The organism is Coprococcus sp. OM04-5BH (assembly GCF_003482105.1).
Lineage (GTDB): Bacteria > Bacillota > Clostridia > Lachnospirales > Lachnospiraceae > Coprococcus.
Window position 1 is genome coordinate 1,192,933 of record NZ_QULM01000001.1, and the last position, 13,901, is coordinate 1,206,833.

Consider the following 13,901-nt stretch of genomic DNA (forward strand, 5'->3'; position numbering starts at 1 on the left):
AAATAAAATGGGAACAGATAATGAACAGGAATATGAAATAGATCTGAAGGAGATAGCCATAGCTATTCTCGACAGGATATGGATAGTAATATCTGTGGGAATTGCATGTGCACTGCTGGTGGGTATAATCACCAAGGTGTTTATTACACCGATGTACACATCAACAACCAAGCTGTATGTTATAAACAAGCAGAATTCCGATAATAATATTACTTACACAGATCTCCAGACCGGTAATCTTTTGACCAATGACTATATTATTCAGGTAAAGGGAACCAAAGTACTATCCCAGGTTATCAGTGAGCTGAATCTTACAGATACAGAGGATGAGCTTGCTTCAAGGATTACAGTAAGCAACCCTGAGAATTCAAGGTTTATAGTTATATCGGTAAGTGATAAGGATCCGGTGGTTGCCCAGCAGATAGCCTCATGTGTTGCCAAGGTGTCATCCGATGTGGTAAAAGAGGTTATGGATCTTGAGAAGGTGAATGTGGCAGAGGAAGCAAATCTCCCACTTGAAGAGAGCAGCCCTAACCTTAAGAAGAATGTACTTTTGGGCGGAGCCGCCGGTGTATTCGTATCATTGCTTCTTATAGTTGTGTTCTATCTTTTAAATGATCGTATCAGAACTCCGGAAGATGTGAAGCGTTACCTGGGACTTAACACTCTGGGACAGATTCCGGTACTTGAAAACTCGGGAAATACAAAGAGGAAGCAGAGACATAAAAAGCATGATGTTGATGACGAAGATGACGACGAGGATGAAAATGAGCAGGAGCCTGTAGCGGCTGTTCCTGCCGTGGCAGATGCCGACGAGAAACAGGATGAAATCCCTGTATTTGTACCGGGACTTTCGGTGGAACACGATAAAATGATGGAAGGGGATACAGAAACTGTTTCATATGCAGAGCTTGAGGATGTGAGCGATGAAGCTTATGAAGATGCGGAGGCAGAGACAACAGTTCAGGAAGAGGCAGCCAAGCCTGAAACCGTAGTTTCAGAAGAGGCAGCCAAGCCAGAGACCGTAGTTTCAGAAGAGGCAGCCAAGCCTGAAACCGTAGTTTCAGAAGAGGATGTTAAGCCTGCGAAGAAGAAAAAATCAGACAACTCAAAAAAGAAATCCAAGGACAAGGATAAGGAAAAGAAGGCCGATAAGTCTGAAAAAGAAAATAAAGAAGATAAGGAAGATAAAGAAGATAAACCTGTAAAGGATAAAAAGTCCAAGAAGAAAAAGCCGGGCAAGAAGAACCACGACAAGAAAGAGCATAATAAAAAGGAAACAGAATATGCGGAAGGAGGAGAAGACAATGAATAAGATAACTTTCGATAAACTGGACAAAATGGATTTCCGTAGCAACGAAGCTTATAAAATTCTCCGAACCAACATATTGTTTTCAGGAAGCAAGATAAAGGCCATAGGACTTACCTCATGTATACCCGGTGAGGGCAAGACCTCAGTATCAATTAATCTTGCCAGAGCATTTGCAGATATAGGCAAAAAGGTTGTGTTCATAAATGCAGACATGAGAAAGTCTGTTATGGCAGGAAGGTATCACATAAAGAACATTGAGAACGGGCTCAGCCATTACCTTTCGGGACAGTGCCTTTACGAGGAATGTCTGTGCGAGACAAATATAGAAAATCTTTATTTCATTGACGCAGGACCTGTTCCTCCGAATCCGGCAGAGCTTCTTGGCTCAGAGCAATTTGCAGAGCTGATGGTGAACTGCAGAAGAGACTTTGATTACATTATAATAGATACACCACCTCTTGGCTCAGTTATCGACAGTGCCATAGTGGCGAAGCAGCTTGACGGCGTTGCCCTTGTTATGGAGAACAATAAGATAAGCTACAAGTTCGCCCAGAAGGTTAAGGAACAGCTTGAGCAGAGCAATTGCAGGATTCTTGGTGTCATAATTAATAAGGTTGAGTCAGGCAAGAAGGGTTATTACGGTAAGTATTACGGGAAATACTATGGCAAATATTACGGCGTATATAACAACGGAGATGAAGACTGAAAATGATTATTGACATACACACACATACCTATCCTGAGAAAATTGCGGGGAAGGCTGTTGAACTTCTGGTGGGACGCTCCGGTGCAAAGGCTCATACAGATGGTACCCTTGGGGGACTTAAGTTATCAACGGCAAATGCAGGTATTGACATATCTGTTGTACTTCCGGTGGTGACGTCACCTAAGCAGACGGAACATATCAATGATGTGGCAGCTGCTGTAAGTGCCCAATTTAACGGAAGGGGAATATTCTCCTTTGGAGGTATTCACCCGGAAAATGATAATTACAAGGAAATCCTTAATTTTGTAAGTAGAGAAGGGCTTAAGGGCATAAAGCTCCATCCGGATTATCAGAATGTGTTCTTTGACGACATAAAGTGTAAACGGATCATAAGCTACGCTACTGAACTGGGTCTGGCGGTCGTGGTACATGCAGGTACAGATATAGGACTGCCCCAGGTGGTGCATTGTACACCTGATATGGTATGTAATGTGCTGGATGATGTTAAGCCTGACAAGCTTATACTTGCCCACATGGGGGGCTGGAATATGTGGGACGAGGTTTATGAGAAGCTGTGTGGCAGGGATGTGTTCTTTGACACGGCATTTTCAGTGGGAGATATTGATTGGGTAGAGGGCAGGACCGGAGACTGGAGACTGCTTGATCCTGGAAAATTCGTAAGGCTTGTAAAAAGGCATGGTGCGGAACATGTGTTATTCGGAACTGACAGCCCGTGGGCCGATCAGGAATACTCAGTTAGAATGATACAAAATATAGGGCTTACAAATGACGAAAAAAACATGATCTTGGGAGAAAACGCAAAAAAACTTTTGTTTTTTGATGATTTGGGATTGCAATACATTTAAAAATATGTTACATTTTTGTTACAGGATTTGAAGCTGCTAATAGTCCTTACGCTTCAACTTGTTTTTTTCACAAAATATTTATACAAAGAAGAGCTGTGAGGTTTTCTCATGGCTTTTTTTGTGTGATTTTTTTCTTTTAGATTTAGCAAAGTATTGTCAATATTGTATAGGTTGCTGTTGAATATTCCCCCTTGATTTGTTAAAATTTAAGATGAGTGGGCATTATGTGATGAAAGGTCACAGCCTAAAACGAACGAGCAGCCTGAGATTTAGGCTGGCTGATGTTCAACAGAAAGGGGAAGATTTATGAACAGCAAGACAGGTAAGAGGATTTTGGCATTCCTCATGTCAGTGCTCATGGCACTTACAGTGGTGCTTCAAGGTGACTTTGTCTTCTATAAGGCAGGCAAGGTTGAAGCGGCTTCCATTGTTGACATTGAGAAGGAATGCGCGTTGGACATTATCGGTAGTAAATACACGTTTACCGGTAGTGAGATATATCCAACAGTTAAGCTAAGGGGAGCAGAAGATATAACAGCCACTGCCATATCAGCGGACTGCTATACACTTTCCTACGAGAATAACATTTATGTAGGTACAGGAAAGGTTATAGCCACAGGTATTCCCGAGAAGGGATATACAGGAAGCTGTGAGGCAGAGTTTTCCATCGGAAAGGTATCTCTTTCAAAGGCTAAGTGGTATATAAACGGTGTAGAATATTCTTCATCATCAAAGCCGAATATTCCATATACCAAGAGTGTTGTACATCCTACAGTAACTGCTGTATATAATGATGTGTACAACCTTCAGAAGAGCTATGATTTCTCAATGGGTGAGTACAACAACAACATGGGAGTTAAGTCTTATGTGGGATCAGATAGGGAGAACTGCCCGTATGTTAAGGTATCAGCCCTTGACGGAGGAAATTTCAGCAGCAGCAAGACTATGTATTTTAATATTGTTGCAGCAGACATAGCAAGCCAGGATATCACACTTTCAAAGTACACATATACATATACAGGAAGTGCCTGTACCCCAACTGTAACAGTTAAGGACAGCACAACAAATGTGGCACTGGTTAGTGGGACAGATTATACACTTTCTTATGAAAGTAACACTAATGCCGGAACTGCTTATGCAGTTATTAAAGGAATAAATAATTATACCGGAGAGAAAAAGATACCATTTACTATTACAGGAAGTGGTTCAAGTAAGACAGATATATCAAAGTATGACAGTATCAAGGTTACTTCCTGCTATTACACAGGTCTTCCTCAGAAGCCTGCGTGTACATTGGTTGTAGGCGGAAAGACCCTTGTCCCGGGAACAGACTATACTGTAACTTACAGCAACAATGTTGAGCCGGGTACAGGTAAACTTACCATAAATGCCTGCGGCAGCAGCTATGAGGGAAGTATAGAGAATTATCAGTTTACCATTGATAAGTGTCCTATTGCAAATGTTGACTGCAGCATAGATGATTACACCTATAACTGGGGTAATCCTATAACACCGGCAGTAAGCATGACCAATAACTTGGGTTCAACATCAAAGACATTGTCAATAAACAAGGACTTCCGGATCAAGTCCATTGCAAATAATACACAAGCAGGAACAGCGTCCCTTGTTATTGAGGGTATCGGAACCTATTATGCAGGTACAGCAACAAAGACCTTCAAGATTAATCCTATAAATGCACAGTCAGCTTCAGTATCAGCTTCAGATTGTGAATATGACGGACAGGCTAAGACTCCTGCCGTTACAGTTACTCTGTCAGGAAAGACAATTTCTGCAGACTCCTATTCATTGGTGTATAAGAACAATACCAATCCGGGAACAGCCACAGTAATAGTTACATTTAAGGGAAACTTTACTGGAACAGCCCAGTGTGGATTTAAGATTACCTCTTCGATGATCGACATTGAGGATTGTACAGCTACCTATACCAAGACATTTACATATTCAGGTGAGAGATATACACCTGCCATATCCCTTGAGTACAATGGAACAGCTCTTGTGGAGGGAACAGATTATACTGTTTCATACGGAGAGAATGTAAGATCCGGTAAGGGTACGATAACTGTTACAGGAACAAATAAGACATATACAGGTCAGAAGGTATGCGAATTCACCATATATTCAAAGCAGATGGACAGCCTTACATATGTGGGGATTGAAAGAAGAAATCAGACCTACGAATACACCGGTGAGACAATAATGCCGGATGTCCAGGTAAAGTTCGGTGATTACACTCTTGTAGAGGGTACAGATTATACTGTAAGAAGAACATCAGCCAAGGAGATCGGCGAGACAGGAAGTCTTTACTTTACAGGTGAAGGTAACTACACAGGAGTATGTTACATTACATTTACAATAGTTTCGGGAAAGACAGATTTAAGCAGTGCAGCTGTTTCAGGCATAAGTGCCATGACCTATACAGGCTCACAGCTTAAACCGGATGTAACCGTTACATATAACGGAACAACACTTACCAAGAACACAGATTACACTGTTTCATACGGACAGAATATAAATGCAGGTACAGACGCAGGTACAGTAACCATTACAGGAAAAGGCACCTACTATGGAACCATAACAAAGAAGTTCACCATCAACAGGGCGTCCATAAGCGGCAGTACAGTAACTCTTGATTCATCATCCTGTACCTATGACAGAGCCGCTCATACACCTAAAGTTACATCGGTGGTGTTAGGCAAAAAAACACTTACAGCAGGTACAGATTACACGTTTTCTACAGTGACTGCAACAAACGCGGGCTCATATACAGTTACTGTAACTGGAGCAGGAAATTACACAGGAACAGCAAAGGCAGGATACACAATAAGCAAGAAGAACATCAGTGAGCTTTCGATTGCAGATATACCGGATCAGCCATATACAGGTTTACCTGTTACACCTGCGGTTACGGTTAAGCACGGAACATACACACTGGTTCAGGGAACAGATTACACAATGGGCTACGGCAGCAACACAGACGCAGGCAGAGCTACTGCTTATGTATATGGTACAGGAAACTATACCGGATCAAACAGTCGCCTGTTCACTATATGTGGAACAAGTATCAAGAACGCAGTTGTGACGTTAGACAGCAGCAAAGTAACCTATGACAGAAAATCTCATACACCGGTTGTGAAGTCAGTTACTCTCGGCGGAGTGACGCTTAAGGAAGGCACAGATTATAAGGTTACAGGTGTAACAGCAACAGATGCAGGAACATATACAGTTACTGTATCGGGAATAAGAAATTACATGGATCAGGCAACTGCAAGCTTTGTAATTGAGCCAAGAAATATTTCAGAGGTGTCTATTGCCAATCTTCAGCCGGTTACATATACAGGCTCAGAGATAAAGCCTGCCATATCAGCTACATATCTCGGAGCTGCTCTCGTGGCAGGAACAGATTATGATGTGGCATACAGCAATAATATAAATGCAGGAACTGCTTCAGCAGTTATAAAGTGTAAGGGCAACTTCACAGGAACCAAGAACCTCAACTTCACCATCAACAAGCAGAATATAAGCGCTGCAGCAGTTACACTTGCGGAGACCTCTGTTACCTATGACAGGACAGCGCATACACCTGCGGTTAAGTCAGTAACACTTGGTGGTGTGACACTTAAGGCAGGAACGGATTATACAGTAAGTGGCACATCAGCCGTTACAAATGCAGGAAGCTATAATGTGGTCATAACAGGTGCGGGTAACTACACAGGAACAAAGAACGCAGTATACACCATAGCAAAGAGAAATATATCAGACCTTACCATAACAGGAATAAACAACGTAGAATACACAGGATCACCTATAGTACCGGAGCCTGTTGTGAAGTTCGGTGACTATACTCTGGTAAAGGGTACTGAGTATACAGTAAGCTACAGCAACAATACAAATGCAGGGACAGCAACAGTATATATTAATGCTTCAGGCAATTACACAGGAAACAAGAGTGTACAGTTCACTATCAATAAGAAGTCCATTGCTTCTGCAGTGGTTACAGGTGTTCATGATGTAGCCTATACAGGAAGGGACATTGTATTTGACGGTATAAAGGTAACCCTTAACGGCATAGTCCTTAAGGAGAACACAGATTACACCATCACCTATGCAGGTAACAGAAATATCACAACTGCAAGCTCAAAGGCTTCAGTGACAATAACAGCAATGGGCAATTACAGTGGATCAGTGGTTAAGTACTTCGAGATCAAGAATATGTCAAGCAATGACATATCAGCTTATATCGAGGGCGAGCCTGCCGAGACAGCAGTATATACAGGCTCACAGATATGTCCTGTACCGGTTATGGACAGCACACTGGTTAAGGATAAGGACTACACCCTTACATATTCAAGAAACACGAATATCGGTAAGGCAAGTGTTACGGTAACAGGTATAAACAGCTACAGTGGAAGCAAGACATATTATTTCGTGATCGTTCCTGCTGACATTACAGCTTCATTTGACACAGCAACAGTTGACAGCATTACAGTAAGCTGGACAGCACAGAATGGTGCAGGCGGCTACAGACTCTACATCAGTGACGTTTCAGGTGAAGAGCTTGCACAGACTGCAACAGTAGGCGGAGAAACTACAACATACACATTTACCGGACTGGAGACAGGCAAGGATTATAAGGTTGGAGTTGCGGCATTTGCAGATGTGGATGGCAGAACCTACGCAGGAGAACCTGTGGCAGCGGATTACGGAACGGCACCAGCCAAGCTTACAGGACTTACAAGCACAGCAAATACCAACAGCACCATCACACTTTCATGGGATGAGGTTGAGAATGCAACAGGATATCTGTTCTACAGATATGACACAACCACAAAGAAGTATGTACAGAGAAAGACTCTTGTATCAGGCAGCACAACAACCCATACAGATATCAATATGAAGCCGGGTACAACATATAAATTCGCTGTGAGAGCATACAGAACCATCGGAGGAAAGAGAGTCCTTGGTGAGTACACTTCATATACAACAACTACAAGACCTGCAAATGTTACAGGCCTCAAGGTTTCACTTCGTGGTGCATCAAGCCTTAAGCTTACATGGAATAAGTCAGCGGGAGCTACAGGCTATGTCGTATACACATATGACAGAGCAAAGAAGGCATATGTGAGAACAGCGGATATAAAGAATGCCAACACTACATATTACATAAGCAAGAAGCTTACGGCAGGAACAATCTGTTACTACAAGGTATATGCTTACAGGAACTACTACGGAACCTATGTATATTCAGGGGCAACACAGGTTAAGGATATTACCAATCCTGCTACACCTGCCGTATCGGTAAGCAGTGCTTCAAAGCAGTTCACAGTTAAGTGGACAGGTGTTACATCAGCATCGGGCTATGAGGTTTATGTATCATCAACTGCAAACGGAACCTACAGAACTCTTGCAAAAGGCAATTCATCATCAAGATCATATACCTGCAAGAACCTTACAACAGGAAGGAAATATTACATAAAGGTACGTGCATATGTTAATTACAACGGAACCAAGATATACAGTGCATATTCAGCAGCCAAGGCTGTAACAGTGAAGTAATATGCCTGGATTTATAATTCATCTTGCAGAGGCAAGACGTATAGTTGATGTTATGAAAACTGAATACGGAGAAGATGGATTATATGAGCTATATGAACGTTTTGCTCTTGGCTGTATTCTGCCGGATATTACCGATGACAAGGAAAAGACCCACTTCAGACCGGAGTGGCAGAAGAACCTTATAACTAAGTATCCGGATATAGATCTGGTCTTAAAGGCGTATGAAGGAAAGCAGCTTACACCGGAGGATATGGGGATAATCACCCACCTCCGGATGGATCAGCTCTATGTGGAGCGGCTGTGGCCGGAATATTTCACATTCAGGGACACGAGTGGACGTGAGACAAAGGTGTGGGATGACATTTCCTATGTGGATATGAAAAGTGGCGGCCGGGTGCCTTTAAATACCTTCTTCTCAGAAGAATATTTTTACGGAGACTATGATGTGTTAAATCCATCCATAATAAAGAACGTGCAGCCTGAGATACCGAAGGGTGACATATATGTCAGTGATTACATACATATACCGGGCTATGATAAGGTTACCGGAGCTATGATAGATGAGGCACTGGCTGCCTACTGTTTTAACTGCACGGATATGGATAGGGATACCAGGGTATTCTCCTATGAGGTTATAATGGAGTTCATAGACTATTGCGTAAGGGACATGATAGAAATTATAAAAAAGTTAAAAGATAAATAGTTCTATAGCAGACCGAATAATATGAATGGTAAAGGGCAGAAGGATGTGCGTGATGTAGTGGCACGGCTTCTGCCCTTTATTATATGTGACACAGTGATAAAACATGTTTTGCAGGTTTTGGCCGGTGATCAACAGTCATCAAACGCAAACATACAGGCATATTGTAATAACAAAAAAACCTGAATCATATTGATTCAGGTTTTAGCTGGGCTACAAGGATTCGAACCTTGAAAATGCTGGAGTCAGAGTCCAGTGCCTTACCATTTGGCGATAGCCCAATATTATTTTTTTGTCACAGCTTTTTGTACTCTGTGCTGTCAACAAATGATATTATACCAAAAAGAAAATAAAATGCAAGCTTTTTTTTGAAAAAAAATTAAAATAACAAACTGAATAAATTTGACAAACAACCTGAATGAAATGTATACTTCAAAAAGCAGGGTTTATACATACAAATAACAAGTATGGATATAGTATATATAAATATTTGCAGATGATACATATACATAAAGAAAGAGGTTGTTTAAGGTGTACAGTTACGACGCTATTGCCAGGTACACTGAACTGGGCTGCAGCATGACGGCGCGTCCGTCTACCATTGCAAATTATTTTCAGGATTGTGCCATACTCCAGTCTGAGGAGGTGGGCATAGGAATTAAATACTTGAAGGAGAAGCAGAGGGCGTGGTTCCTGCTTTCCTGGCAGATAGTTGTAGACAGGTATCCGGTGCTCATGGAGAAGCTTAAGGTGAGAACCTGGGCATATGACTTCAAGGGCTTTCTCGGATACAGGAACATAGATATCCTGGATGAAGCAGGAAACCGTATCGTATATGGGGCATCAATCTGGAGCTATATGGATACGGCGGTGATGAAGCCTGTGCGTATAGAGCCGGAGGTGTCTGCGGCATACCCGATGGAGCCTGCCATAGATATGGAATATGCACCAAGGAAGATCGCTCTTACAGGCGAGGGCGTATTACTTGATGAAAGAAGAGTAATGGCATACCAGATCGACTCCAACGGACACATGAATAATGAGGCTTACATTGCCATGGCAGAGGAGTATGCGGATAACCTTAAGGACATAAAGGAGATCCGGGCAGAGTATAAGAAGCAGCTTATGAAGAATGACGTGGTAAAGGTCAGACAGGTATCCTCTGATGGCAGGTTACAGATAATATTTACCGATGAAAATGACGATATAAGCTGTGTGGTAATGTTTATTTACATATAAATTAGGAGACGAAAATGATAAATATAGGAATGTGGAATGAGCTTACAGTGCTCAGGCAGAAGGATTTTGGAATATATCTTGGAGAGAAGGCGACCGAGAGGGCTTCCCTGTGGAATGGCAGGGGAGATACATCGTCGGTCTTTAAGGAGACAGAGGTATTGCTTCCGGCGAAGCAGGTTCCGGAGGGTACAAAGCCCGGAGATACCCTGAGAGTATTCGTATACAGGGACTCGTCGGACAGGATCATAGCAACTGTCAACGAACCATATATCACTCTTGGAGAGCTTAAAGTATTAAAGTGTGTAGGTGAGACCAAGATCGGTGCATTTATGGACTGGGGCCTGGAGAAGGACATACTGCTTCCTTTTAAGGAGCAGACAACCAAGGTTACCCAGGGAAGATCATACCTGGTCAAGATGTACAAGGACAGATCAGACAGGCTCTGCGTCAGCATGAAGGTGTATGACAGCCTTGAGACTGCGGCGGATCTTAATGCAGGCGATGAGATAACAGGAACAGTAATAGAGTTTAACCCTAAGATGGGAGCATTTGTGGCTGTGGAGAATAAGTACTACGGACTTATTCCGTTAAAGGAGATACACAGCAGAATAAATGTGGGAGACACTGTGTCCGGCCGTGTGGCAAAGGTCAGAGAGGACGGCAAGCTGGACATTACCATATCAAAGAATATCAAGCTTCAGATAAATGAAGACAGTGATATGGTATATGATATAATCAAGAGCTACAACGGAGTACTTCCTTTCAATGACAAGGCTCCGAAGGAGACCATAGAGAGAGAATTCGGTCTCAGTAAAAATGCCTTTAAGAGGGCTGTGGGACACCTTCTCAAGGAAGGACTCATAGAGATAACAGATAAGTCTATCATAATAAAATAATAAATCAGTAGGAGGATAAGAAAATGGCAGAAATAATCAGCACAGAAAAGGCACCGGCAGCAATCGGACCATATTCACAGGCAGTTAAGGCAGGGGGATTTATATTTACATCAGGAATGGTTCCTATTGATCCTGAGACAAATACTCTTGTAGAGGGCAACATTGAGGTTCAGGCAAGACGTGCCATCGGCAACCTTGCAAATCTTCTTGAGGCGTCAGGCTCATCCTGTGACAAGGTAGTTAAGACTACAGTATTTATCAAGGATATGAATGATTTCGGTAAGGTAAATGAGATATACAAGGAGTTCTTTAAGACAAACTTCCCTGCACGTTCATGTGTTGAGGTTGCAAGACTCCCTAAGGACGTTCTTATAGAGATAGAGGCAGTGGCAGCAGTTGAGTAAGGAAACAGGTAAGCATAAAAGGATAAACAGTGCCACCATATTCTTTGCGTGTCTCATGGTGCTATATATTGCAGTGGAACTGATAGCGGTGTATACGGGATGGCTGGAGCATATAACCATGCTTCAGAACATCCTTATAAGCCAGGGTATAATATTCATACCTACGATCCTGTTCTTTGTTATAACAAAGCAGAATTTCAGGGAGACCGTAAGGCTTAATAAAATGCATGTGGGAACTTACTTTATCATTCCGCTTCTTGTGTTGTGCATAGAGCCCGTAATGACTGTGGTAAATGCCATCTCCATGCTGTTTGTTAAGAATTATATATCCGCCGCGGCCACCCAGGTTGTGACAGGATACAGCTATCTTACGGCAATGGGACTTATGGCACTTACGCCGGCTATAGTTGAGGAATTGGCATACAGAGGTGTGATCCTTGGTAATTACAGAAGAACGGATACTCTTGGCGGTATATTAATGTCAGGCTTTCTGTTTGGGCTTATGCATGTGAACTTTAACCAGATGGCATATGCAGTGATCCTTGGTATAATATTTGGAATAGTAGTGGAGGCGTCAGGCAGTATAATTGCCACAATGGAAATGCATTTTCTCATAAATGGTTTATCCGTAAGCCTTTCCTACCTGCTCCAGCTATTTTACAATCTGCCGGGAAGTCAGGGCTACCTTCAGGAAAGTGAAAGTGCCATAACAGATGAGTACCTGTGGCAGGTTATAAGAGTGTACGGCAAGGTGGCAGTGGTGGCTCTGGTATTTGTAGGGCTGTTGGTATATGCCATTGCAGCCATAAACAACCGCAAGGATAACCTTAAGAATATATTCAGGGGAAGATCCCGCAGATCAGAAAAAAATCCGGTTGATGGCGGTGCGTTCACAGGTGGTGCGGTTGATGACGATACATTTGGCAGCAGTGTATGTGGTGTTGAAGCTTCACCCCGCATAATAAGCCCGATGCTTATTATCGTTATAGTACTGTGCATAGCCAAGTGCATTTTTGACGAATTTATTATGTGATGAAATTATCATGTGGCGAAATGTGACACCTGTGACAGGAACCTTATAAAGGAGGATAGAGATGGCAGAACATTGTAATTGTGCCCACGAACATATAAACAGTGAGCAGATGGAAAATGCAAATGTAGATGACCTTATAGAACTGGCAGAATTGTTTAAGGTATTTGCCGATTCCACAAGGATACAGATAATGCATGTCCTCATGAAGGAGGAGCTCAGTGTAAGCGATATAGCAGAGAAGCTTGATATGAATGGATCTGCTATATCCCACCAGCTAAGGATATTAAAACAGGCAAAGCTGATAAAAAACAGAAGAGCAGGGAAGAATATATTTTATTCCCTTTCGGACGCCCATGTGCTGACCATCATGCACCAGGGCCTGGAACATATACTTGAATGAGGGGGCGTTACCCGTAATGTGAGGGGCGATACCTGTTATGAGGAAGCACAATAATACAATAATTTTAGGAGACTTATATGCAGATAGAATCTTTAATATTTGATATGGATGGAACTCTCTGGGACAGTGCAAAGAATGTTGCTGATTCCTGGAATGTTATTCTGGATAAATATGATGATGTAAAGTTCAGAGTTACCGAGGCAGACATATACGGCGTCATGGGGATGCCTATGGACGCCATAGCAGACAAGTTCTTCGGAGATTTTTCGAAGGAGCGCAGAATGGCACTTCTTGACGAGTGCGGCAACTATGAAAATGAATACCTGGAGCTTCACGGCGGAAAGCTTTTTGACGGACTTGAGGACACTCTTAAGAAGCTGTCGGAGGGGCACAGGCTGTTTATCGTAAGTAACTGCCAGAGCGGTTATATAGAGGCTTTCCTTAAGCATTACGGTTTTGGGAAATATTTCACCGATATACTCTGTTGGGGTGATACCAAGAAGCCAAAGGGTGACACCATAAGGATACTTATGTATAAGAATGATATAGACGCCGCAAGAGCGGCTTATGTGGGAGATACCCAGGGTGACTGCGACAGTACCTATTATGCAGGCATAAGATTTATCCATGCTGCATACGGCTTTGGTACAGCAGACAGAATGGATGCCAGCATTAATTCCATAACGGAGCTTCTGGACATAGTTAAATAAAAAAAGAGCAGACCGCGATACAAAATGTATTGCAGCCTGCTCTTTTTTTAATCATTTTGAT

11 protein-coding genes and 1 tRNA gene are annotated in these 13,901 nt (G+C 42.5%); 11 read left to right on the forward strand and 1 reads right to left on the reverse strand.

What is annotated here, in order from left to right:
* Positions 1–7 precede the first annotated feature (7 nt).
* From DXB54_RS05335 to DXB54_RS05355, 5 genes are all read left to right on the forward strand, one after another.
* Positions 8–1,315, forward strand: a complete 1,308-nt coding sequence (locus DXB54_RS05335) for a YveK family protein (protein ID WP_118694448.1) — start codon at positions 8–10, stop codon at positions 1,313–1,315.
* Positions 1,308–2,018 carry a CpsD/CapB family tyrosine-protein kinase gene (locus DXB54_RS05340; RefSeq protein ID WP_021937796.1) on the forward strand — a complete coding sequence of 237 codons (711 nt, stop codon included), beginning with the start codon at positions 1,308–1,310 and terminating at the stop codon, positions 2,016–2,018. The genes DXB54_RS05335 and DXB54_RS05340 overlap by 8 nt, the downstream gene beginning before the upstream one ends.
* 2 nt (positions 2,019–2,020) lie before the next feature.
* Entirely contained in the window at positions 2,021–2,884 is an 864-nt protein-coding gene (locus DXB54_RS05345; RefSeq protein ID WP_118694449.1) for an amidohydrolase family protein, read from the forward strand.
* A 306-nt stretch (positions 2,885–3,190) separates the two neighbouring features.
* Positions 3,191–8,458, forward strand: a complete 5,268-nt coding sequence (locus DXB54_RS05350; protein ID WP_118694450.1) for a fibronectin type III domain-containing protein — start codon at positions 3,191–3,193, stop codon at positions 8,456–8,458.
* Position 8,459: 1 nt separating this feature from the next.
* The gene (locus DXB54_RS05355; protein WP_021937793.1) at positions 8,460–9,161 is read left to right on the forward strand and encodes a hypothetical protein; all 702 of its coding nucleotides are present in this window, start codon (positions 8,460–8,462) and stop codon (positions 9,159–9,161) included.
* Between the two features lie 205 nt (positions 9,162–9,366).
* Here the strand turns inward: DXB54_RS05355 and DXB54_RS05360 are convergent.
* Positions 9,367–9,439, reverse strand: a tRNA-Gln gene (locus tag DXB54_RS05360).
* 250 nt (positions 9,440–9,689) lie between these two features.
* Here DXB54_RS05360 and DXB54_RS05365 point away from each other — a divergent pair.
* The 6 genes from DXB54_RS05365 (at position 9,690) to DXB54_RS05390 (ending at position 13,840) form a co-directional block, all read left to right on the forward strand.
* A complete protein-coding gene (locus DXB54_RS05365) occupies positions 9,690–10,397 on the forward strand; it encodes an acyl-[acyl-carrier-protein] thioesterase (RefSeq protein ID WP_118694451.1) in 708 nt (235 codons plus the stop codon).
* A 14-nt stretch (positions 10,398–10,411) separates the two neighbouring features.
* Complete coding sequence (locus tag DXB54_RS05370) at positions 10,412–11,293, forward strand: CvfB family protein (protein ID WP_118694452.1); 882 nt, start codon at positions 10,412–10,414, stop codon at positions 11,291–11,293.
* Positions 11,294–11,316: 23 nt separating this feature from the next.
* The gene (locus tag DXB54_RS05375; protein WP_021937790.1) at positions 11,317–11,697 is read left to right on the forward strand and encodes a RidA family protein; all 381 of its coding nucleotides are present in this window, start codon (positions 11,317–11,319) and stop codon (positions 11,695–11,697) included.
* Positions 11,690–12,730, forward strand: a complete 1,041-nt coding sequence (locus DXB54_RS05380; RefSeq protein ID WP_118694453.1) for a CPBP family intramembrane glutamic endopeptidase — start codon at positions 11,690–11,692, stop codon at positions 12,728–12,730. The genes DXB54_RS05375 and DXB54_RS05380 overlap by 8 nt, the downstream gene beginning before the upstream one ends.
* Positions 12,731–12,791: 61 nt before the next feature.
* A complete protein-coding gene (locus tag DXB54_RS05385; protein ID WP_021937788.1) occupies positions 12,792–13,130 on the forward strand; it encodes an ArsR/SmtB family transcription factor in 339 nt (112 codons plus the stop codon).
* Between the two features lie 77 nt (positions 13,131–13,207).
* The gene (locus tag DXB54_RS05390) at positions 13,208–13,840 is read left to right on the forward strand and encodes an HAD family hydrolase (protein WP_118694454.1); all 633 of its coding nucleotides are present in this window, start codon (positions 13,208–13,210) and stop codon (positions 13,838–13,840) included.
* The last annotated feature ends 61 nt before the right edge of the window (positions 13,841–13,901 follow it).